The sequence below is a fragment of the Bacillus sp. C1 genome, assembly GCF_054570475.1.
In genome coordinates this window covers 125,043-149,117 of the sequence record NZ_JBTMZT010000008.1, presented here as the reverse complement: position 1 = coordinate 149,117, position 24,075 = coordinate 125,043, and the positions used below count along the sequence as shown (strand labels likewise).

Annotated in this window: 16 protein-coding genes and 3 other annotated features; of the genes, 3 read left to right on the top strand and 13 right to left on the bottom strand. The window is 35.8% G+C overall.

From position 1 onward, the window contains the following. Nucleotides 1-116: 116 nt before the first annotated feature. Genes ACX5JI_RS19710 through ACX5JI_RS19695 form a run of 4 tightly spaced genes read right to left on the bottom strand, consistent with a single transcriptional unit; the run spans nucleotide 117 to nucleotide 5,037 of the window. Nucleotides 117-1,361 carry a hypothetical protein gene (locus ACX5JI_RS19710; RefSeq protein WP_459502734.1) on the bottom strand — a complete coding sequence of 415 codons (1,245 nt, stop codon included), beginning with the start codon at nucleotides 1,359-1,361 and terminating at the stop codon, nucleotides 117-119. Further along, on the bottom strand, nucleotides 1,351-3,069 hold the full coding sequence (locus tag ACX5JI_RS19705) for a Gfo/Idh/MocA family oxidoreductase (protein WP_459502733.1): 1,719 nt from the start codon (nucleotides 3,067-3,069) through the stop codon (nucleotides 1,351-1,353). The genes ACX5JI_RS19710 and ACX5JI_RS19705 overlap by 11 nt, the downstream gene beginning before the upstream one ends. Before the next feature lie 44 nt (nucleotides 3,070-3,113). After that, on the bottom strand, nucleotides 3,114-4,211 hold the full coding sequence (locus ACX5JI_RS19700) for a DegT/DnrJ/EryC1/StrS family aminotransferase (RefSeq protein ID WP_459502732.1): 1,098 nt from the start codon (nucleotides 4,209-4,211) through the stop codon (nucleotides 3,114-3,116). After that, nucleotides 4,204-5,037 carry a beta-keto acid cleavage family enzyme gene (locus tag ACX5JI_RS19695; RefSeq protein ID WP_459502731.1) on the bottom strand — a complete coding sequence of 278 codons (834 nt, stop codon included), beginning with the start codon at nucleotides 5,035-5,037 and terminating at the stop codon, nucleotides 4,204-4,206. Before ACX5JI_RS19695 ends, ACX5JI_RS19700 begins: the two co-directional genes overlap by 8 nt. 455 nt (nucleotides 5,038-5,492) lie before the next feature. Between ACX5JI_RS19695 and ACX5JI_RS19690 the strand changes: the two genes are divergently transcribed. Next, on the top strand, nucleotides 5,493-6,320 hold the full coding sequence (locus tag ACX5JI_RS19690; protein ID WP_459502730.1) for a peptidoglycan-N-acetylglucosamine deacetylase: 828 nt from the start codon (nucleotides 5,493-5,495) through the stop codon (nucleotides 6,318-6,320). 181 nt (nucleotides 6,321-6,501) lie between these two features. Here ACX5JI_RS19690 and ltaS read toward each other — a convergent pair whose 3' ends face one another. The 3 genes from ltaS to ACX5JI_RS19675 all read right to left on the bottom strand — a co-directional run bounded on the left by ltaS (nucleotide 6,502) and on the right by ACX5JI_RS19675 (nucleotide 12,009). Next, nucleotides 6,502-8,469 carry a lipoteichoic acid synthase gene (ltaS, locus tag ACX5JI_RS19685; protein WP_459502729.1) on the bottom strand — a complete coding sequence of 656 codons (1,968 nt, stop codon included), beginning with the start codon at nucleotides 8,467-8,469 and terminating at the stop codon, nucleotides 6,502-6,504. 606 nt (nucleotides 8,470-9,075) lie between these two features. Then, complete coding sequence (locus tag ACX5JI_RS19680; RefSeq protein WP_459502728.1) at nucleotides 9,076-10,701, bottom strand: ABC-F family ATP-binding cassette domain-containing protein; 1,626 nt, start codon at nucleotides 10,699-10,701, stop codon at nucleotides 9,076-9,078. A gap of 135 nt (nucleotides 10,702-10,836) precedes the next feature. Then, a complete protein-coding gene (locus ACX5JI_RS19675; protein WP_459502727.1) occupies nucleotides 10,837-12,009 on the bottom strand; it encodes a GNAT family N-acetyltransferase in 1,173 nt (390 codons plus the stop codon). 408 nt (nucleotides 12,010-12,417) lie between these two features. Between ACX5JI_RS19675 and ACX5JI_RS19670 the strand changes: the two genes are divergently transcribed. Beyond that, nucleotides 12,418-12,993, top strand: a complete 576-nt coding sequence (locus tag ACX5JI_RS19670) for a hypothetical protein (protein ID WP_459502726.1) — start codon at nucleotides 12,418-12,420, stop codon at nucleotides 12,991-12,993. A 62-nt stretch (nucleotides 12,994-13,055) separates the two neighbouring features. Here ACX5JI_RS19670 and aroA read toward each other — a convergent pair whose 3' ends face one another. The 6 genes from aroA to ACX5JI_RS19640 form a co-directional block, all read right to left on the bottom strand. Next, on the bottom strand, nucleotides 13,056-14,348 hold the full coding sequence (gene aroA / locus ACX5JI_RS19665; RefSeq protein WP_459502725.1) for a 3-phosphoshikimate 1-carboxyvinyltransferase: 1,293 nt from the start codon (nucleotides 14,346-14,348) through the stop codon (nucleotides 13,056-13,058). A 16-nt stretch (nucleotides 14,349-14,364) separates the two neighbouring features. Then, nucleotides 14,365-15,468, bottom strand: coding sequence for a prephenate dehydrogenase (gene tyrA / locus ACX5JI_RS19660; RefSeq protein ID WP_459502724.1), 1,104 nt, complete (start codon nucleotides 15,466-15,468; stop codon nucleotides 14,365-14,367). Next, nucleotides 15,461-16,561, bottom strand: coding sequence for a histidinol-phosphate transaminase (gene hisC / locus ACX5JI_RS19655; RefSeq protein ID WP_459502723.1), 1,101 nt, complete (start codon nucleotides 16,559-16,561; stop codon nucleotides 15,461-15,463). The genes tyrA and hisC overlap by 8 nt, the downstream gene beginning before the upstream one ends. Nucleotides 16,562-16,577: 16 nt before the next feature. Next, a complete protein-coding gene (gene aroC, locus ACX5JI_RS19650) occupies nucleotides 16,578-17,750 on the bottom strand; it encodes a chorismate synthase (protein WP_459502722.1) in 1,173 nt (390 codons plus the stop codon). A gap of 53 nt (nucleotides 17,751-17,803) precedes the next feature. Then, nucleotides 17,804-18,034, bottom strand: a binding site (T-box leader). Between the two features lie 9 nt (nucleotides 18,035-18,043). Then, nucleotides 18,044-19,120, bottom strand: coding sequence for a bifunctional 3-deoxy-7-phosphoheptulonate synthase/chorismate mutase (locus ACX5JI_RS19645; protein WP_459502721.1), 1,077 nt, complete (start codon nucleotides 19,118-19,120; stop codon nucleotides 18,044-18,046). 139 nt (nucleotides 19,121-19,259) lie between these two features. Continuing rightward, nucleotides 19,260-19,495 (bottom strand) — a binding site (T-box leader). A 53-nt stretch (nucleotides 19,496-19,548) separates the two neighbouring features. Further along, nucleotides 19,549-19,782 (bottom strand) — a binding site (T-box leader). A 113-nt stretch (nucleotides 19,783-19,895) separates the two neighbouring features. After that, nucleotides 19,896-23,393 carry a DUF4020 domain-containing protein gene (locus tag ACX5JI_RS19640; RefSeq protein ID WP_459502720.1) on the bottom strand — a complete coding sequence of 1,166 codons (3,498 nt, stop codon included), beginning with the start codon at nucleotides 23,391-23,393 and terminating at the stop codon, nucleotides 19,896-19,898. Between the two features lie 188 nt (nucleotides 23,394-23,581). Here ACX5JI_RS19640 and ACX5JI_RS19635 point away from each other — a divergent pair, with 188 nt between their 5' ends. Further along, nucleotides 23,582-24,019: a YndM family protein gene (locus ACX5JI_RS19635; protein ID WP_459502719.1), complete on the top strand. Its 438-nt coding sequence runs from the start codon at nucleotides 23,582-23,584 to the stop codon at nucleotides 24,017-24,019. Nucleotides 24,020-24,075: the final 56 nt, after the last annotated feature.

Here is a 24,075-nt window from a genome sequence, read left to right as displayed (position 1 = left end):
GGTATGTGAAATTAACTACACCTAAACAACAAAAATCCCTTTTAAAGAAGGAATTTTTCGTCTTTTAACTCTCTTTTTCTTCATTCTTCGCAGATAGAATCCCCTTATAAAATGATCTAAGGAAGGTTTGTAAAAAGTCTCTGATCCATAAGTTCATCTGCCAGTTCATTATTAACAACTACTCGGTAGGCCTCACTAGAATTTTTGTACGCAGCAATGCATTCTTTCAATTTCTTTGTATCGTTAAACAATTCGATCAGTTCTTGCTCAGAATCCAAGACAAGTCCATTTTTAAAGCACTTTGTCTGTTCTGCAATATTGCCGCTGTCTTTGTATGTGATCACAAAACAGTTTGCTGCCAAACTTTCGTAATAAGTGTAATTATAGTTACCGAACCAATTTGACCATAGAAGTACAACGTCAATTTCATGTTCTACGAGCCTTGATGTCGTATCCTTCTTAGAACCATTGTGAAAACTAGTGTCAACGAAAATCGTCCCAGGTAAGGATTGATCTAAGAATGAAAAATGATAAAATTCATAATCGGATTTATTTGTACTACCGTTTAACTTTACCCAAGCATTCCAGCCTTTATATTTGGAGGAATAGCTAATATACGCGACTCTAATTTTACGATCTACATTTGAATAGTCAGCAGAAGCACTCTTCATTGGAAGTATATTCTGATGAGAAACAACGCGAATACGTTTCTCTAGATGCTGAAATGCCCGTAAAAAAATACGTTTCCCATTTTCCGAAGGGGCGACAATGATTATTTTATGTTTCATAAATAGCTCATTGATGCTATCATAATGCTCTTTACGGCCTTCTCCATAACGACAGGCTGCACACCGCGGTGAAGCGACAGGTGCCGGACCGCAAAATTCTTCGTCATTATAAAATAAAAAAACATTACGACAAATAGAGTAATAATCATGCATAATATGAAGCGTTTCTATATCTTTTGTTTGTTTTATTCTACAGATAATTCCATCAATCATCGCTATATTCATATTGCATAGGCTGTTGAGAAAAATGCGTAAGAGATTGATTTTTTTCTCAGCAACAAGTTTTCCGAAATAATATCCCACTTCCCAAGCTGCCAGAAAGCCCGCTGTTTCACCATCAATCACAATTTCAACAAGCAAATGGATAGGTCTGACTTTACTCACATCTTGATTACTAACAATGAATAATGACACAAAAGAAATACTGCGATCATTCATCATTTTTTGTTGCTCTAATGCATATTTTTGGGCGCCTCCGGTAGCTTTACGGTAATCATCATGACAAAATGAAATCACGCAATCCTTATTTTTTAAACGATTCAAAATTGCTTCAGTACCCCCGCTATCCATCAACTCTTATGCACCCTCTTTTTGAATCATCAATAAACTGTATCACCTTTGAGAACATTTCACATGATTGAAATTGCTTCATCAGCTTCGCTCGATCCTGTGTATTCAAAGCAGGATAGGAACTACTTGCAAATGCTTTTAGAATACGTTCAAGCTGATAAATCTGTTCAACAGTGAATCCCTGTCTTCCTAAACCGACCTTGTTTATTTTTTTTATGAGCGCAGGGTTGCCGTCCACTAGAAAATAAGGCGGAATGTCCCGAACCACTTTCGCCAATGCTCCAACCATTACATATTTACCTACGTTCGTAAACTGATGTGTAAAAGCCGACATTCCAATATGAGCAAAATCATCGACTCGGGTGTACCCAGAAATCCGCACGTGGGCCGATAATGTTGTTGATTTTCCAATTATCGCATCATGGCCAATGTAAGCACCGTGACCGATATGATTGCAATCACCAATAATCGTATTGCCACCCAGATCTTTGGACCTAGCTATGACTGTATGATCATTAATCATATTGTTTGAACCAATAATAAGCCCGGATTCAATTGATATGTCAAAATCTTTAAGATTGGGCAGGGCACCAATAGAACAAAAACTTCCTATGAATGTGTCATTTCCAATGAAAGTAGCTGCATGAACCTTTGTATGACTGCCTATAGTTACTCCATCACCTATTTGTACACCATCACTAATAATTGAATATTCTCCAATTGTTACTCTTTCTCCTATGATGACGTTTTTACCTATATACGCACTTTCATGAATCCCCTTTTTTAGCATCTCTGTTTTCATCATCCTTTCAGCCTTCTCCATTACTTTTAAACAGCGAATCGCTTGTTCCGCGCCTGAAATTGACTTTTTACGACGATGCACACAGTCCATAAAATGAGTTAAACTGGCTGTCAATGCACTAGGTCCATCATAAGTTTGAATAATTGGATTGCACAAATAACCGTTTCTATCTTTCTCATAGATGGTGAATACTTTTTTATTCTCCAATTCATCAAAATAAATTACTTTATCGGCAAAACTGATTTTTGTATGACGTTCCTTGGCTGCCGCATTTTGCCCCACCTTGATACGTCCTAAAACTGAGTCGCAACTTAAAATTAAAATCATTTCATTAGAATAATAATCTATATTTAGAACATCCATCTCTTGACCGTCTAACAAGTAATCTAGTACAGCTAAATCATGAACTGCCAAATCCCTAAGCATTTCACCCGACACACTGTACTGTCCGATCGTATTTCTTATTGTTTCAAATTTTATTACCTTACTAGATGTAACCATGCTAGATTTAATTTTTTGTATCGCAGCATGAAAAACCATGATATGGTCAACATGAATCGTAAGACCCCTCTCATTTGCAATCTTTTGAAGTTCCACTGCGTGTTCACATGTCATTGCAAATGGTTTTTCAATAAATAAGTGTTTGTTAGCAAGCAATATATCTTTTGCAATTTCAAAACTGTTCTCTACTCCCACAGCTACTACGATTGCATCAATATGATTGCATAACAGCAAGCGGTAGTTTGTCGTTAGAAAAATATCATTATTTTTGGCATAGATATCTGTAGCAACTTGTAGTCGACGTTTATTGGTATCACAAATTGCTGAAAGCCGCATGTTTTTATTCAATGCTATTTCTTTTGCGATATTCGGTCCCCATTTTCCAAACCCAATTAGTCCAAGTCGCAATGCATTTCACCAAATTTCTTAAAAATATTTTCTAATACACACACTTAGAACTTGTTAATTGTAGTAACAATACATTCTATTTGATTTTGCATTAATCTAGGGTGAACAGGTATTGAGACTACTTGATGTTTTATTTTGTTTGCAACTTCAAGCTTTTTATCATATTTTTTCGGAAGAAAATGAATAGCTCTGTAACAGACTTGCTCAGGAATCGTATAGGGATAATAAATAGAAGTTCCAATCCCCTCTTTTTCCATATATGCAATAAATGCATCCCTTCTCCCATTCAAAATACGTAATGTATACTGATTATATACATGCTTTGCTCCAATAACTTCCTGCGGTTTGATTATGTTACAATGATCAATGTTTTTATCAAAAAAAGCTGCATTTTCTCTTCTAACTGAGTTAATATGTTCTAGCTTTTTCAGTTGGCATAAACCAATCGCCGCTGAAATCTCATTCATGCGATAATTATATCCGATGAGTTCGAATGAATTTCTTTCTTTCATACCATGCTGAATAAGTTGACTGGCAATTTTGGCTGCATGTTCATCCTTGAAAACTACCAGACCGCCTTCAGCAGTTGTCATATTCTTTGTTGGGTAAAAACTGAACGCACCAGCATCCCCAAAAGTTCCTAATTTACGTCCTTTCCATTCTGCTCCATGTGCCTGTGCACAGTCTTCTATGAGCAGTAATTGGTATCTGTTTGTAATTTCTTTCATTTTGTCCATATTACAACTTTGTCCAAACAAATGAACAATGACAATCGCTTTAACCCCTGCTTGTTCTTGAAGAATATGCTCAATGCTTTCAGCAGAAATATTCATTGTAGCTTCATCAATATCTGCAAAAAGTGGGATGCCACCAATATGCACAATCACGTTAGATGTCGCTATAAACGAGAACGCTGTCGTAATGATTTTGTCCCCCTCTTTAATTCCAAGAGCTCTAAGGGCTATTTCTAAAGCTGTCGTCCCAGAAGAAGTCGCAATACAATATTCACAGTTTAAATACTTTGAAAACTCTTTTTGAAACTCCAACACATTTTCTCCGCTTGCTAATAGCCCGCTTTTCAGTACTGTACTAACGGCATCCATTTCCTCTTGACCAATATGTGGCTGGGCAATTTTAATCATATTTCTGTCCCTTTACTCCCAATATTTTTGCTGTTTCAGAGGAATCAGCTACACTACAACCTAGCATTTGAATCATTGCTGCTGCCCTATTTACAAATTCCAAATTGTTTTTCACAGGAATCCCTTTTAAAAAATAACGATTGTCTTCCATACCTGTTCGAATCACGTCACAGCCATTTAAAATGGAAATAAAATTTACCGGTAACTGCATTGCTGCAATACCAGCGGCAGACCAAGTACAACTTTTTGGAACAGAATCGAGAATCCACTGCATATTTTTATAATCAGGCTTCATCCCACCACTTGAACCAATGACAAATTGAATAAAAGCATTTTCTTCAATGAAACCTTGCTCCATCAGGTGCCATAGCTCTTTTAACATTTTCGGATTAAATATCTCAAATTCTGGACTAACACCATATTGCTTCATAGCAAGAAGGATATCTTTAACAAATTTTTTCGAGTTTCTAATACCGCCACCAGGTCGTTTAAGAGAAGTCACTTCTAGAGATGCTAAGTCTGGTTTTAATTCCATTAATTTAATCCGCTCTTTATCTGATATATCGATAAGATGATTTGAGGTAGAAATACATACTAAAATATCACATTTTTCACGAATTCCAATAAGCACCTCCTTGTATAAGGAAGCATCTAAAGAAGGTCTTTCATTTTTGTCACGAACATGAACATGAACAATTGCAGCCCCTGCAATAGAGCACTCATACGCACATTGGACAATCTCGTCTACAGTAACCGGAAGACCGGGCATTGTTTCTTTTGTTGTCATGGAACCTGTAATCGCAGCACATACGCCAATTTTTTTCATGACTTCAAACACCTACCAAGCGATATATTACGTTCTGTTGCAAAGTTTGAAAAAGACATAAGAATGTGTATAAGTACTAAAGCAATAGCTCATAATTGCTGTAATTCATTGTATGCTAGCAAGAGGTCCTGGTGCAAAAACTTACAAACATCTAAAGGAAAAATGGATCAACTCTATCTCCAATGATGCAAATGCCCTCTCTATATACTCAACATTTGAATGATGAGCGTGTGAACAAGCTAATTTTTTCACTTTTATCACTCCTTTTTTATCTATGCATTGTTCTATCCATTTCTTCTTTAAACTTTAAAAAACCTACTAAATGAGAATGGATCTCGCAAGAAAAATAGAAAATCTTGCATGTTTTTTTGCATTTATGGAAATCTTTTTTTGCATTTACCTACCTAAAATTGCTAATATAGTAGAGTAGAACTATTATAGAGAGAAGGAAAATTATGCACAATGGAATTCGAATGACAACTTTAGTAAAGAGAGCATCGTTGATTTGCGTCGGGGTACTATTTTTATACGAGGCAATGTCTGGATCAACTCATATTGCTCGTGCAAGTACGGATGATGAAACAAAGTCCGTTCAACTTGTAAGTGAAATTCAAACGGCTCTAGCTCCAAAAGAAGCTCCAAAGCAATATAATGGGCAAGTTAGAAAGGTTGCTTACTTAACATTTGACGATGGTCCTGGAAAATACACAGCTGAGCTGTTAGATATGCTTAAAAAAGAAGATGCGAAAGCTACCTTTTTCCTAATCGGAGCAAATGTTAAAGCATTCCCTGATCTTGTAAAACGCGAACACGCTGAAGGGCATTATGTTGGTATGCACAGTATGACACATAACTACAAGAAGCTTTACACAGAAGGACATTATGTAGATGAAATGAAAGAAGACCAAGGCTTAATCGCTGGAGTTATCGGAAAATCACCAATACTTACTCGTCCGTCTTACGGATCTATGCCAGGATTAAATGAAGCTCTTCGCAACAAAGTTGTAGAGAATGGTTTAAAAGTTTGGGACTGGACAATCGATTCATTAGACTGGCAATATAATAAAATGCCAGCCGATGCTGCTGCAGCAAAAATTGTACAAAACGTTCTTGCTGGTGCAACAAACCCAACTGAAGTTGTACTTATGCATGATATTCACCCACAATCAGTAAAAGCTGTACCTGCTATCGTTAAAGGTCTGAAAGAAAAAGGGTATGAACTAGAAAGTTATAAAGAAGATGAACATTTCCCATTAAATTTCTGGCACGATAAGCGTATGTAATAGAAAAGACTTGATTTCTTTTATCGGAAAATCAAGTCTTTTTTTCTTTTTATTGCTTCCGTATTGTATCCTTTTCACGCATTCATTATCCTCTATTAATACGGTATGTGAAATTACCGTATGTCTCCCAAACAAAAAAGTCTCCTTATAAGGATATACACCCTTATAAGGAGACTTATTTTTAACCTTCTTGCTGCGTAGTTTGTACTTTCTTCTTATTTTTATCACGATGATTATAATTATATTTCGAACGATCTACTGGCGTAAATCCTTCTGGTGTGTAGAATCGTAATAAATCTCCATTTACGACTTGATCAGAAAATTTAAGTTTCTGCTCTACCATTTGTTCATTTTGTTTAATCTCATCCGTCAATTCTACTGGTTTTCCTGTATTTGTATCATAGTATTTTCCGTTCAGTGCCGTAACGTTTGGACTTACATAGTTACCATTACGGAAAGGAACAACTTGCTTATGCTCAGGTGATAATAAATCCGTACCAAATTGGATATAATTCTTTGTATCCGTACCTAGTAAATGTAACAGCGTTGGAAGTACATCAATTTCTCCACCATATTGATGTTGAACTCCCCCTTTCGCACCTGGTACACGGATAATTAATGGTACACGTTGTAATTGAGCATTTTCAAATGAATTGATTTCTTTACCCATTATTTGTGACATTGCAGCATTATGGTTATCTGAAATACCGTAATGATCTCCGTACATAACAATAATGGAATTATCATATAAACCAGACTGTTTCAAGTAATCCATAAAGCTTTTTACAGCTTCATCTAAATAACGTGCTGTTTGAAAATACGTATCTACAGATGAATCACCTGTGTTTGCTGGTTCAATTGTCGCTTCTTCCTTATCGATTGGATAAGGGAAGTGATTTGATAACGTAATGAATTTCGAATAGAACGGTTGCTTCAATGTTTCTAACAATGGAATAGACTCATTAAAGAACGGTTTATCTTTCAAACCATAGTTTACAACGTCATTATCATTCATATCATAATATGTTGCATCAAAGAATTTATTAAAACCAAATGATTTATACACATCATCACGATTCCAGAATGTTTTATAGTTACCGTGGAATACTGCAGATGTATATCCTTGTTGCCCTAAAATAGCTGGTGCAGCTTGATACGTGTTATGAGCTTTATTTGTAAATACAGACCCTTGTGGTAATCCGAATAATGAGTTCTCTAACATGAACTCCGCATCAGACGTTTTACCTTGTCCTGTTTGATGGAAGAAATTATCGAAATACAGTGTATTCGCATCTTTCGTAAATGAGTTTAAAAATGGTGTTACCTCTTGCCCATTCAACTTGTAATCAATCAAGAAATTTTGGAACGATTCTAAATGAATGTAGATAACATTCATGCCTTTTCCCTTACCAAAATACTCTGGGTTAGGATTTGCGTAGTTCGATGCAATATAATTTCTTACATCTGTCATACTATCTCCATCTGCTAAAGCACGTTCTGTCGATGCTTTCATACTTTGGATCCCATCATAAATGGTATAGTTGTATGCACCTAAATATTTCACAATATAGTTTCTGTCGAATGTTCTTGTTAGTAATTCAGGGCGATCAGATTCTGCTAAACCTAAGTTAATGCTAAAAATCAAAATCCCTGTAATAAATACAAGTGACACTTTATACTTTGCAACACGAATCGGTTTTGGATTTACAAATTTTGTCGCAACTAACACAAGCAAGATAATCGTATCTAAGAAATATAACGGGTCATACAGGTGTAATAACGCTAAAATACTTCCACCTAAATCTCCAAAGTTATTTGTTTGTGTTAATGTCGGGAACGTAATAAAATCGCTGAAAAAGCGATAATATACGACGTTTGAATATAAAAGAATTGATAGTAACAAGTTAATAATAATTAACCAAATATAGGATCGTTTCCCTTTTGCAAATAATGCAAGTCCTAAAAATAGGACAGCTGAGCTTAACGGGTTAAAAAATAGCAAGAATTTTTGAATTGTATTTGATATCCCTAAGTTAAATTCTGTCACATATGCTGCATATGTTTTTAACCAGAATAAAACAACAGCAAAAATGAAAAATCCAAAATGGTTACTTAACACACGTTTGCTCTGTAACAATAATTGTTTCATCTCTCCACCTCTTTTAATCATCCAAGGCTTATTTTTCTATAAGTCTATCTCTCTTTTTTATGTGTCTTCTCCAAATAGTCTTCTAAATTTTTTAACTATGTGAAGAATATTAGTAATTATAAGTTGAAGTTTTTATTTATTCAACCATTTCTTATGAAATATGTTGACCTAGATATATATTTAATGAAATACATTTGTAACATTTTTCCCCGTTACAATCTAAAGACAACCTGTGTAACACGACACAATTACTATAAACCTTTATAACACTACTCCGCAAATATTGTTATTTCCAAAATTACCAATTAGATTTTTTGCTGCTAAATTATTCATAGACTAATTCTTTCAAATCATTGCTCTCCTGTTATTTTCTATAATTATTCGTATTTATAAAAAATAGGTTCGTCACTATAAGTCGAGGGTGCCATATAGAGAGCATGTCTACTCCAAGTGGACGCTTTCCGTTCCGTTTATTAAAAAGAACCATTTTCAAAAATCAACCCTATGTTACGATGATGAACCAAAAAATAACATGATATTTCACTACGCTCCTAAAAAAGAAAAACCCGCACTCTCATAATAAGAGTGCGGACTTTATACTATAGATTATTTTTTGTTATACATTGCTTCTATTTGCTTTTGTAGTTCTTCATTTTCTAAGAACTCATCATATGTTGCTTCTTTATCGACTACACCATTTGGCGTTACTTCGATAATACGGTTTGCGATTGTTTGTACGAACTGATGGTCATGAGATGTGAACAGTAACGTCCCTTTAAAGGCAATTAAACCGTTGTTCAATGCTGTAATAGACTCAAGGTCTAAATGGTTCGTTGGATCGTCAAGTGTTAATACGTTTGCTCCGCTTAACATCATTTTAGAAAGCATACAACGGACTTTTTCTCCACCTGATAATACAGAAACATTTTTCTTCACTTCTTCGCCAGAGAAGAGCATGCGACCTAAGAAACCGCGTAAGAAACTTTCTGATTCATCTTGTGGTGAAAATTGACGTAACCAATCCACTAAGTTGTAGTCACTGTTCTCAAAGAACTCAGAGTTATCTCTTGGGAAATGTGCTTGAGATGTTGTAACGCCCCATTTAAATGAACCACTATCTGGCTCCATTTCGCCCATAAGAATCTTAAATAATGTTGTCATCGCAATATCGTTACGTCCGATAAATGCAACTTTATCACCTTTATTTAAAGTAAAGTACACATTATCTAATACTTTTTCGCCATCAATTGTCTTTGAAAGACCTTCTACAGTTAATAGGTCATTACCTACTTCACGTTCCGGTGTGAAACCAACGAATGGATAACGGCGTGATGATGGTTTAATATCATCTAATGTAATTTTATCTAATAATTTTTTACGAGAAGTCGCTTGCTTCGCTTTAGATGCATTTGAACTAAAGCGTGCAATGAAGTTTTGTAACTCTTTTACTTTCTCTTCTTTTTTCTTATTTGCATCTTGTGTTAATTTTAATGCTAATTGGCTTGATTCATACCAGAAATCATAGTTACCAACATATAATTGAATTTTACCGAAATCAAGATCTGCCATATGCGTACATACTTTATTTAAGAAGTGACGGTCATGGGATACAACGATAACTGTATTTTCAAAGTTCATTAAGAAGTTCTCTAACCATTGAATCGCTTTTAAATCCAAGTGGTTGGTAGGCTCATCTAATAATAGAATATCAGGTTGACCGAATAGCGCTTGAGCAAGTAATACTTTTACTTTTTCTGCCCCTGTTAACTCAGACATTTTTTTATCATGAATGTCTTCTCCAATGCCTAATCCTTTTAAAAGAATTGCAGCTTCAGATTCAGCTTCCCAACCGTTCAGCTCAGCAAACTCACCTTCAAGTTCTGCAGCACGCATACCATCTTCATCACTGAAATCTTCTTTCATGTAAATCGCATTTTTCTCTTGCATGACTTTGTAAAGACGCGTATGTCCCATAATTACTGTTTCTAATACAGGGAACTCCTCATATTCGAAGTGGTTCTGTTTTAATACTGCTAAACGCTCGCCTGGTGTAATATGTACATCACCTGTTGATGGCTCAATCTCTCCAGATAAAATCTTTAGAAATGTTGATTTACCAGCGCCGTTCGCTCCAATTAAACCGTAACAGTTACCTGGTGTAAACTTTATGTTAACATCTTCAAATAATTTTCTATCCGCAAAGCGTAATCCTACGTTACTAACTGTAATCATGTGGTTCCTCCAATTTTGATACTTTTATATACATACTTCATTTACTATAACATATTTAGTCATGTAAAGGTATATCTAATCATCTTTCTATTTCAGCAACCGAACATTCTATTCTAAACACCCGCATTAAAAACCTTAAAAGAAATCATATATAAACGGTTTATATAATGGTATCAAACGTTCTAGCTCTTGTACTTCTTCCTTTGTTCCTGAAATATAACCAATTTCGTAAAGTTCTAACGGGCGCTTATATCCAAATAACATTGCTGATAAATCAGTTATGTTTACATGAATCCCCTTGTTGTTTCGGTTTTCTGTTTTTTCTTTGTTACTGATTATTACTTCTTTTTCCTGCAATGTAACCGTCGTATTATTCCATGGTGCAAATGAATCTGAAATATGCAAGACGACTTCATTTTGTTGATTGCTCCAAACAAATGAATATTGATTTAAAAACTGCTCCACATCTACAATTCGAACCATAAAATAAGGGGTAATTTCAGCCTTAACTCGAGGTTCTTGTAACGTATAAAGTAACGGTTCCCTTTCACTTAGTATCATCTTAAGTTCTTTGATCATGGAGTCATGTTGACAAATGAAATTCCAAAGTCCATTTCTAGCTTCATTATTTAACGGTACAAATTCTGCTACTGTCATCTTTGACTCATTTATTTTGTACAACATATAACCAGTAGCTTCATTTTCTTCATTGTAATAGACCGCTACTGTCAAATCATCATAAATTGCTTGCAACCACCAATCACGACTACGAACCAACATCCCAGCAAAGCGTTGCGCAAATGTTTCATATATTGACTCAATTTCACGAGGATGACACGCTTTGTTAAACCGTCTTATCTTTCCTTTTACATGTTTTCGCATCATTAAATCACTCTTCGTCATTGAACATATGAAACGGTTTGCAAATAGTTCCCATCCGTACTTTCTATAGAATGAAACTGCAAACGGATGTAGCATTGATACACTAAACCCCTCTTGTTTCATATTTTGCAACACGTGCTTTAGTAATTCCTTTACATGCCCACTTCGTCTATATTCTGGGTATGTGGCCACGCCTGCAATTCCACCCATCTTAAAAATCTCATCACCAATATGTATTTCTAGTGGAAGAAGGTGTAGTTTTGCTGCAAGCTGATTTTCTTCTAAAATTCCAAACAGCTGATGATGTTTTTTCATTAATGTAAGACGTTCTTCAACTTGATCTTCTGGCACCTTGTACCGAAAGGCGTATTCAGATAAAGTAATTGCTTCCCTATATCGATCCTCTAATAATTCAACTACTTTCATAACTTTTCTCCTCCTATTCCCTTAATACATTCGAACTCCTGCATAGCAAATCCTACCTCAAAATCCGAAAGGTTGATGGAATATAAACCACTTTTTATATAATTACTGTATATATTGATATCAAAAAACAATTCATTACATTTTTCTCCATTCACCTACAGATCGATTATTTGTCATAAAACAAAAAACTGTACTTATTAATCACTTTCATCCCGTCCCCTGTATACCATATAAAGTGAAACTGTGATCAGTGTACTTTTAATAGCTGGATAAAATATGCAAAGTAAAAAGTACCTTCCTATAGCCGTACAAACAACTTCTTTAAGCATTGTTTGTATGGCTGATGCGTAATTTATCCAATTCCTCCTCTATCATTTACTAATAAAAAGAAAGGAAGAGTAAATACTTATGGGCTCTTATTATGATAGATTAAATAGATTGAATGCCAACCAAAGTTCCCTGTCTCAAAGCAGAAATCGAAGCCTTAACATGGACGACAACTCTAATTCTACTCCTACTCCTCCCCCTACTTCTGCTTCTGAATCCGTAAAGCAGTCAGCATTCAAAGCAAGCAACATATCTACACTGCAACAAATCCCTGCTAATACTACAGTGAAAGTTTTATACCCTAATATCCATTTTGATTTAGCAAATGAATTTAATTCAGCTGCCTCTATGTTCATCCCGCAAACGCCAGGTATATATTCTTTAATTGCAGGTGTTCTTTTTTCACCTATTAATTTCAATGATATGCACAGAGGACGAATTAACATTCAAGTGAACGGGAAGGAAGTAGCTGCTAATAATGATTTCTTTGGCGCAAACCTGGACATTAAAAATATCATCTCAGTTGCTACTATTGCTCAATTAAAAGGTGAGGATATTGTTGAAGTATTTTTTTCCTCTAGTATAGCTGGTACAATTCATTTACTTAGCAGTATTACACGCTTTGAAGGAGCTAAGCTTCCCCCTCTGGTAACGTAAGCAAAAACGTCTATAACAAATGTTTCCCCTCTTGTTATAGACGTTTCAATTTATGATTTCTTCTATTCAGTTTGTAATTTGTTTAGTTCTGTAAAGAATGTCGGGTACGAAACGCCAACAGCTTCTGCATCTATAAGTACTGTTTTCCCCTCTGCTATAGAGCCTGCGACCCCAAGCATCATACCGATTCGGTGATCTCCATGACTATTTACCCTATTCCCTTTTAACGAAGACTTACCATAAATAATCATGCCATCGTTTGTCGCTTCAATACGTGCTCCTAATTTTGTTAATTCAGCTACAACCGTATCAATTCGATTCGTTTCCTTCACCTTCAGTTCATGTGCATCCTTAATAACTGTAATTCCTTCTGCTTGTGTTGCTGCAAGTGCTATAATTGGAATTTCATCGATAAGCCTTGGAATCATATCTCCACCAATTTCGATTCCTTTTAGTGAAGATGTTTCAATCGTAATGTTTGCAGCTGGTTCTGGCGCTCCTTCGTGAATTGGTTCTACAGTGAACGTAGCACCCATTCTCTCTAAAACATCTATAATACCTGTACGAGTCGGATTCATCCCTACATTTTGTAGTTGTATTTTACTATTTGGAATAATCGCTCCTGCTACTAAGAAAAATGCCGCTGATGATACGTCACCAGGAACTTGAACGTCTGTTCCAGTTAATTTCTGACCACCTGCTAGTTTTACAGTTTTCCCTTCACGAGTTACTGTAACACCAAACGCCTCAAGCATTCTCTCCGTATGATCGCGTGAAATGTGCGGTTCTGTAACAGCTGTTACACCTTCTGCACGAAGACCTGCAAGTAAAATAGCTGACTTCACTTGCGCGCTTGCAACTGGGGAAGTGTATTGAATTGCTTTTAACGCTCCACCTCTTATTGTTAGCGGTGTGTACGTCCCGTCTTCTCGGCCATCAATGTTTGCGCCCATTTGCTTTAATGGATCGGTCACACGTTTCATCGGTCTTTTTGCGATAGAAGCATCACCTTGTACGCAAGAAAAGAATGGCGTGTTTGCTAATATTCCCGACATTAATCGTATTGTAGTTCCAGAATTACCAACATCTAATACAGCTTTTGGTTCTTGTAAACCGTCAATTCCTTTTCCGATTACAGTAACTTCATCACCATTTTGCGTAATGTCTACTCCCATTTCTTTAAAACAAGAAATAGTACTTAAACAGTCTGCACCAGGTAGAAAGCCTTTAATTGTCGTTTTTCCCTCTGCAATTGCGCCGAACATAACAGCGCGGTGTGAAATGGATTTATCGCCAGGGATTGTAATGGTCCCATTCAATCCGTTATTAACAGGTTGTATTATGCTTTCTTTCACGTTTTCACCTTCCCATTTAAATTGTTTCGTATGTTTGGTATTCTTCTTTTCCAAGCGCTAGCTTTGCTTTCATACGATCTTCTTCCCTTTGGAAGCTAATACGTAATACCCCAAGCAACCCTTCGCGCGCTTCTAATATTTGCAAGTTCGTAATACTAATTTCTTCGCGCGCCAGAATACTCGTAATATGAGCTAATGCCCCTACTTTATCTAAAACATCGACGTATAAGTCGTGATAGGCAGGAATAGCTCCTCTTTTTCTCACTGGTAAAGAATCACGATATTCTTTCGCATCTGCAAAGTAGTTTTGTATTTCACCTGCATCTCCTGTGGAAACCGTTTTATATAACTCTTCCATTTCAAAGATCCACTCTTTTAATAATACCATTAAATGCTCACGATTTTGCTTTACAATATCACTCCACATTTTCGGACTACTTGATGCAATACGTGTTATATCTTTAAAGCCACCTGCAGCTAGTTGATGAATGAGTGGATTATCTCCTGCATGCTTCTCGACTTGTTTTACTAAGCCTGCCGCAATAAGATGCGGAAAATGACTAACGATTCCTGTTACATAATCATGTTCTTCTGTATTCAATACGAGAAAATGTGATCCCGTTCCCCGTAGCCATTCTTTTAGTTGCTCCACTTGATTGTTTAATACATGACCCATTGGTGTTAAAATGTAAAATGCATTTTCAAACAAATGTGCTTTTGCACTTTCAACTCCCGTTTTATGAGATCCTGCCATCGGATGCCCACCAATAAAAGAAATTCCTTCTGGTAATAAAGCTTCCGCTTCATTCATAATTTTCCCTTTTGTACTTCCTACATCTGTAACAATTACATCTTCTTGTAGGTCATATAATGCTAACTGACGGAATAACTTCGTTGTTTCTTCAACTGGAGAGGCAAAAATAATTAATTTTGCCTCCTCACAAGCCGTTTGTAAATCTTCTGCAATTTCATCAATTACGTGAAGCTCTTTCGCACGCTCCACTTGTTCCCTATGAATATCATAACCAGTAATGATTGCTGTTTTATGTTCTCGTTTAATGGCTAGTGCTAGAGAACCGCCGATTAATCCTGTACCAATCAATACAACCTTGTTACACATTTGCCTCATCCTGAGACATGTTTTTTCTATTTATAAAGTGCTGTTTTAACACTGAAATCACTCCCTCATTCTGCTCCCTTGTACCAATTGTAATCCGGACGCCGTTTGGAAACGGACGAATAATAAACCCTGCGCGCGCGCATTGTTCATAAATTTCCCCAGCATTTTCTACTGGTAAAAAGATAAAGTTTGTTTGAGAAGGATAAAATGGAATCTCCTGCTCGTTACAAAAACTTTCATATTGCTCTAATCCTTCTCGGTTTATACGAACGACATCTGTAATAAATGCTTCATCCTTACAAGCAATTGTTGCTGCTTTTTGTGCAAGTGAAGAAACATTAAAAGGAAGACGAACGACATTTAACTTTTCTATGATTTCTTCATTCCCAATTGCATAACCAATGCGGAATGATGCTAATCCGTACGCTTTAGAAAACGTTCTTAGTATAAGAACGTTTTTATGTTCTTTCAATAGATGTATGCTATCTGGAAAGTCCTTCGCCGTAACATATTCATAGTACGCTTCATCAATTATGATTAACGTATTGTCATGCACTTTTTTTAGAAATGTATTTAGTTTTTGTTCATTCATATATGTGCCTGTCGGGTTATTTGGATTACAAATCCAAATAATCTTTGTTCTTTCATCTATCACTGTAGACATTTCCTCTAAGTCATATGCTCCATCTTTTAATGGAACTTCCTTTACTTCGCACCCTTCAATCACTGCATGATGACGATATTGCGGAAAAGTTTCTCCCGCTGTTACAATATTATCGCCCGCGCAAAGCACTGTACGGCTTATCATTTGAATGACTTCATCAAGTCCACTTCCACATATAATTTGATCCTTTTTAACTTGTAGTTTCTCTGCAATTGTTTGGCGGAGTTCTACAGCTCCTCCATCTGGATATAAGGCATGTTCATGCCACGCTTTTTGTAATTCTTCCATAACACGAGGTGAACAACCGAATGGATTTTCATTTGATGCTAATTTTACAAATGAATGATCCCCATATACTTCTTTCATTTGCTGTGGTGATCGCCCTGGTTTATATGGCTGTAATGATGATAGTTGCTCTTTTACCTTCATCTGTAATCCATCCTTTTTAAAATTCTTTTGCATATTTGTTATGCTGCATAATATTTTGTTCGATTAATTCCATACGATCTTGTCCGAATTGGTGAACTAGTGCATCTGCAAGTTCCCATGCCACAACAGCTTCCGCGACAACACTTGCAGCTGGAACCGCGCAACTATCAGACCTTTCAATACTTGCTTTGAATGCTTCTTTCGTATCAATATCTACACTTGCAAGTGGTTTATATAATGTAGGAATCGGCTTCATAACTCCTCGTACGACAATTGGCATTCCCGTTGTCATACCGCCTTCTAATCCACCTGCGTTATTTGTTTTTCTTGCATACCCTTTTTCTTCATCCCAAATAATTTCATCATGTACTGAACTTCCTGGCTGCCTTGCCGCCTCAAATCCAATACCAATTTCAGCACCTTTAAAAGCATTAATACTCATAATTGCCCCTGCAAGCTTGGCATCTAATTTCCGGTCGTAATGTACGTAACTTCCAACGCCAATTGGCATTCCTTCTGCAATGACCTCTACAATCCCACCAATTGAATCTCCGCTTGTTTTTGCATCATCTATCGCATCCATCATCTTTTTCTCTACTTCTTTATCTAAACAACGAACAGGTGAGTTTTCTGTAACTGTTTGCATTTCTTCTATTGGTAATTGACTGATGCGACTTGCTTTGACTCCGCCAATTTCAAGAACATGCCCTGCAATTTGTACACCTAATTCTTTTAAAATTTGTTTTGCAACTGCGCCTGCAGCTACTCTTACCGTTGTCTCCCTTGCAGAAGAACGTTCTAAAACATTTCGTATATCACGGTGACCGTATTTAATTGCACCGTTTAAATCGGCATGTCCTGGACGTGGTTTTGTAATTGTGCGTTTCATTTCTTTACTTTCTTGCTCCGAAATCGGTTCTGCTCCCATTACTTTTGTCCAATGTTTAAAATCATCATTTTTTACGATTAATGTAATTGGTGAACCGAGTGTCATCCCGTGGCGTACACCGCTTACAATCTCTACTGTATCTGTTTCAATTTGCATGCGTCTCCCGCGACCATGCCCTTTTTGTCTTCTTAACAATTCCTTATTAATATGTTCCGCTTGTAACGATAATCCTGCAGGTACACCTTCTAAAATAACCGTTAACTGCGGACCATGTGATTCTCCAGCTGTAATATATCTCATTTCTCTTACCCCTTTATTATTTTTTTGTACAAAAAAGTCCCTACTGAGCGCTCAGTAGGGACGAGTATTATCGCGGTACCACCCTAATTGTAGACCATGTCTACCTCTTATCATTTTTAACGATCTATACGACCGTCTTTCCCTTCATAAAGATTATTATCTTTACTACGAAAAAGATGCTCTAGGGCTGTAATTCATGCTTATCTTTGTACTGATTCTCACCGGCCATCAGCTCTCTATAAACAGGGAGATAAGCACTACTGCTTCCCTTTCTGCGCATATTCAATATGCAATTAAGATAATTTGTTTTTAAATCCTTTTAATTCTTCCATGAACTTATGGAACTCTGGAATATCCATTTGCTGTGCTGAATCAGATAATGCAACTGCTGGGTCTGGATGAACTTCTGCCATAACTGCATCTGCTCCAATTGCTAGCGCTGCTTTCGCTGTTGGTAATAATAAATCTCTGCGTCCTGTAGAATGCGTTACGTCCACAACAACAGGTAAATGTGTTTCTTTCTTTAAAATCGGTACTGCTGAAATATCTAACGTATTACGCGTTGCTCTTTCGTATGTGCGAATGCCGCGCTCACATAATATAATTTGGTCATTTCCTTGTGCAATAATGTATTCAGCTGCATTGATAAATTCATCAATTGTTGCCGCTAAACCACGTTTTAATAATACTGGTTTATTTACTTTCCCTACTGCTCTAAGTAAATCGAAGTTTTGCATATTACGTGCTCCAACTTGAATCACATCAACGTAATCAAGAGCCATTTCTACATCATTTGGATTTAGAATTTCACTAATAATCGCTAAATCGAACTCATCAGCTACTTGGCGTAAAATTTGTAAACCTTCAACCCCAAGTCCTTGGAAATCGTATGGTGACGTTCTCGGTTTGAAAGCACCACCGCGCATTAATTTCAATCCTTGTTCTTTCATCGCTTTCCCTACTTGGCGAACTTGCTCTAAGCTTTCTACCGCACAAGGTCCCATGATGAACGTTTGTGTTCCATTTCCTAATAATTCACCTTTTACATCAACAATTGTATTTTCTTTTTTCTTTTTACGTGAAACAAGCAATGCTTTACGATTGTCATCTTCTTGTAATTCCAAACTTGCTTTGAAAATTGTTTTGAAAATGTGTTGAACTGTTGAAGTTTCAAATGGCCCTTCGTTATGTTCTGCGATCATATCAAGTACCTCGCGCTCACGTACTGGATCAAAACGTTTCGTACCTTGTACTTGTTTTTGTTCGCCAATCTTTTGAACGATTTTACCTCGTTCATTTAATAGCTCTAGTAATTGTAAATTAATTTTATCCACCTGTTTACGTAATTGTTCTAACTCATGATTTGCCATTTTAAAATCCTCCTTTTAATGTTTACATGTATAGAAAGAGAACAAAAATTCTCTATTTTCTGAATCGATTCCCTTCAAAAGTTTATTATGAGATCGATACCGCCTTTTCTGTGTACAAAAAATCCCTACTGATCTACTCAGTAGGGACGATAGTTATCGCGGTACCACCCTAGTTGTAGACTCGTTTCGTCTACCTCTCTTCACTGTTAACGATCATTTGACCGTCTTTCCCTTCATAAAGATATGATTACCTTTACTACGAAAAAGATGCTCCAGGACTGTAATTCGCATTTGTTTTTGTACTGGTTCACACCAACCACCAGCTCTCTGTTACAGGGAAACAACTGCTACTTCTTTTCCTTTCACCGCATAATATTCCATTTTCAAGCCAGGCCACCAAAATACAAAAAGCCCCTACTGATCCAATCAGTAGGGACGATAGTTATCGCGGTACCACCCTAGTTGTAGACTTATTTCGTCTACCTCTCTTCACTGTTAACGATCATTCGACCGCTTTTCCTTCATAAAGATATGATTATCTTTATGAAGGAAAAGATGCTCCAGGACTGTAATTCACGGTTATCTCTGTACTGATTCACACCAACCATCAGCTCTCTGTTACAGTAAGATAAGCACTACTGTGATCCCTTCATTGCATTTTGTTTATTCAAATGCTTATGAAATTGAATAAGTATGATTTGTATTATAGAATGCTTCTTTAACGACTGTCAATAACTTTTTATTTGTTTTTTAAAATTCCACGCTTTACCTAGGGTCAATCTTGTAAATTTGTCATCACAATCCCAATACGAATCATCTCGTTTTGAATAGATATTAGTAAATCCTCATTCACTTTGTACGCTAGTAACAATTGCTTAATCTCGATAATTTCGTTTTCAAAGGAATTTACATCACGAAGGTGTTCTAAGAGTGAAAAAAACAACTCACCATACGTTTCTACATGATATTGAATACTCTTTTTCTTTTCCAAAATAACCAAAAATAGTTGCTTCATTTCCGCTTGATTATACCCTTCTAATGGCGGCGAGAAATGAGTAAGAACTGTTTGTACGCCTCTTTCCGCCACTTCATCCATACATAATACAAAACGCAAATACATAACATATTCCCTACCAGTTATAGCACTCATTTTTGGGCGTTCAATTAAAAATCCTGCTAACCAAGATTCCCAAAATTTCTGTTGTTCTCTCGCACTTAATGTTTTTACATAATAACATAAATGTTCCATAAACTTAATTTTATCATTTTCTGCTGCTTGTATAAAAAGTGGATATAGCCAATCTGTTCGTTGCTCCCAATATAATACACATTTAATAAAAACAAAGCTGATCCACTTTAAAAATACTTTCTTTGTATGCGGATGTAGTACATATAAATGTTCGACTGCATATTGAATATATCGCTTTATCTCTGTAAATAACGGTAAATTTATTTGTGTATAACAAAGTCCTGCCCATGCATACTTGATTACTGTATTATCTTGTTTTTTTAAATCAAAATAAGATAGCACATGTTTTCTACACCATTGTTTCTCAATATGATACAAAAATGTTATATCGGCTGTTAATCGTGCAAACATAAAATTTGTACTCTGTGAAAATGTTCGCATTTGTTCTTCAAATAAAAACAAATATTCGTGGATATTACGATCGTATAAGTGATCATATGCTAATAGCTTTAATAATACTGACACCATCTTTCCAATAGGATGTTGTATAGATTCATTATAAAAGTCGTGCTCTTCTATTTTGGAATGCGGATCACTTTTCATTACTTGAGGAAATAAAGAAAAAGCAAAGCGTTTCACAGCACGTATACTATCTTCTTGAAATTCTTCTAATCGATTACTGATTTCATAAAGAAAACTGCTAATCAACCAATGAAAAGATGTATTTCTTACAAATTGTTGCAAAAGTGGAATGATTTTTTGTATCTGTTGATTTGTAAGCTTACGATTATTCCTCCATGCTCTAATACAGACAAACCATACTTCATTACTTATTTGATTTTCCCCTACTAAGTGGTAGGCAAGCGAAATACTCCACTCTGTATTCAATTTACATGCTTTTGATAAAATTTCTAAAAAATGGCGTTGTTCAAAAATACCATCATGAGAAAAGAGCTGAACTTGTTTCAACATTTCATCATCTTTCAATTGCAATAACCCGTCAGCAGTTACGTTACATGTAATACTTTGCGTAGCATCACCTACTCGCTTTTTACCGTAACGTTCTGAAGAAAAATGCGGGTTTTTTTGTTTCATTTTTTTATATGCCTGCGCTGTACAATTACTATTTGAATCACACGTGTAAAGTAAATCTATAATAAGACAAGCCTCAAAATCCCTTTCATTAAAAAGGTGTTTCATCACCTTTTGTAGTACGTCTTGTTTACTTTGTTCTGAAGCAGTTGGATAATACTTCTTTAAAAATTCAAATACTTCTTTCCTATATGTACCGTGTAAAAGTAATTTTTGTTCTAGTAACCATCTCATTTTTTCATCGTTAGTTGCAAATGAATTTTTACTCATCGCAGCTATAGCAATTCGTTTTTGTAATATACTCTCTGTTTCAATCATTTGGGCGATATAATAATTTGCTTTCCTCTTATTATTTGCACATAAATATGCGAGAGATTCCTCCACAATACGAATTAAAAAGGTAAAATCTTTTGGTTGTAAATCATGTTCAGAAAACTCAACTGTCTGATATGTCACGCCATCCTTTTTCTCTAGTGCAGCCTGTCTCAAAAATAACATTTGCATTTTTTCTAGTCCCATAACCATAATTTGATCAGCAAAATAAGCAATATGTGGTTTCATCTTTTCATCCCAAACTTGTTGTACAAATGAAAATACCGGAACAGGTAAACGGCTTGTTTCCTCTAATTCAATTGAATCTTGCATATCGTGTTCCCATCTTCTGACACGTTTTAATTTAATTTTCCCATCCAAAATGAACGAAAGCAATAAGACAAAAATCTCTTTATGTTCAGGAAAAGAACACTTATGTAACAAATATGAAACCAGTTCGATAGACGTGCTATTCCTCTCGGCTGTTTCTAACAACAATAATGTCCATTTCGCAAATAATAACGGTTCAATTTTCTCTTTTGTGTCATTCAAATATGTACAAATCGTTCTCCATAATAACGGAGAAATTTTGGAATGATTTTTGTAAATGAGCTGGAATAATTCTTTTTGATGGCTAAAAAGAAATTGTTTTACTAGCCATTCCGCCAACAATTCATCCACTTCACTATGAGTAGTAGACATTACAAATAAACTTTGAAGCTTCCCCTCTGCCTCTAACCATTCTACCCACTCATAATCGCGCGCAAATTCGATAAAATATCGAAGGGTTTCAATTTTTTTTACTGATTGCTTTATATATGATAATTGCTCTTGTTCGACTGATGGTGGTACTGTCACAATATCACGAATTCGCATTCTTTTTGTAATATAATTATCCCCCATCAATTCAGCCCAGCGCTTCACCGTTTGGACAAGTGCTTGGTGGTTATTTGCCTTATTTGGATACACAATAGGCCTTACCCCCAAATGCTCCCAGTGATATGTATTATCTCCTTGTGCAACAAATGCATAGCGTCTCGTACTAGGTGGTAAACCTGTCGCTAAATACTTCATGACAGGATCATTATGACTATATCCAATGAATAACACTGTATAATTTGAAAATAAATCCACTAAAAACCTTCTTGCCCAGCCCTCCGTTAAGTAGGCCCTTCCAAAATCGCCATCCGTTAATATTAAATTTTCTTTTTCTTGTTCTACATTTCCATGTATATATGCTAAACCTTTAAACGCTCTACCTGTCGGAAGCGCAGGGGCGTAATATATATTGATATCTCGATTCATATCCCGGATTACACTTGTAAAATGCTGATCAAAATTTGTAGTAACAATACGAACATCTATATCATTTGAAAAAAGTCGTGGAATTGCATAGTGTAATGGATTCGGTTTTGAATTTTTCACATTCACAAGATCTTGGGCAACTTGATGTACATCTTTCGTCTTCGCAACTTTTCCAAGATAATAATCATGCGGTTCTGTCTTTACACGTTTTTCAACATACAAAGTTTCCGCAATTTCATCAACTAAATCATCGAAATTCGGTAAGTTTGATTTCCCTTTCATAGAAACTCCTGCTCCGACAAATAATACAAGTCTTCCTTGCTCAAGATTATCAAATAGTTCATCTGGAATTTCTACTTCTGAAGTAATCCACATCCGGATCCCCCCTTACCTAAAATTGTCACCTTCTCTCATTTTACTATAACATTTTTTGTTTATTTTTTTAATATTTAGACAAGTGATTTAACATGAAAAAATTTTTAGTTACAACCCTGTTCATCTATAACACATGTATGAACTTCTCGTTTTATACCAAAACTATGTAAAAACAGGAGGTGTGAAATTTGAGCAATTTTACTATTGTTCTTATCAAATTTATATCATGTATCATCGCTTTCGCTATCGGACTTGATTTATTTTTCGACGCAACACTTGTTGATGTTATTTCCTTTAGCCTATTTGTAACAATCGTTTCTTATGTATTTATTGATAATATCCTGTTAGACCGCATTGGCAATTCCGCGGCGATTATGGCTGATTTTTTATTAACATATTTAAGCGTATGGATTTTCGGTAATATTTTATTGGACAATTATATGCAAATCGCATGGGGGAGCATTTTATCTGCGCTTGTGTTTACATTAGCTGAAGTATTTGTACATCGTTTTTCTCATACGCATGAAAAGCATAAAACTGAAAGAATGAATATGAATGGTCGGTTCGCGTATGGAACTGAGTTTGCTGAAGAACAAAATGTCTTAGATAAAGAGAAGAAAAAATAAAAAAAGGAACATGGTGGTTAGTTCGTATATATTGGTGAATGAAATTTTATCGACGA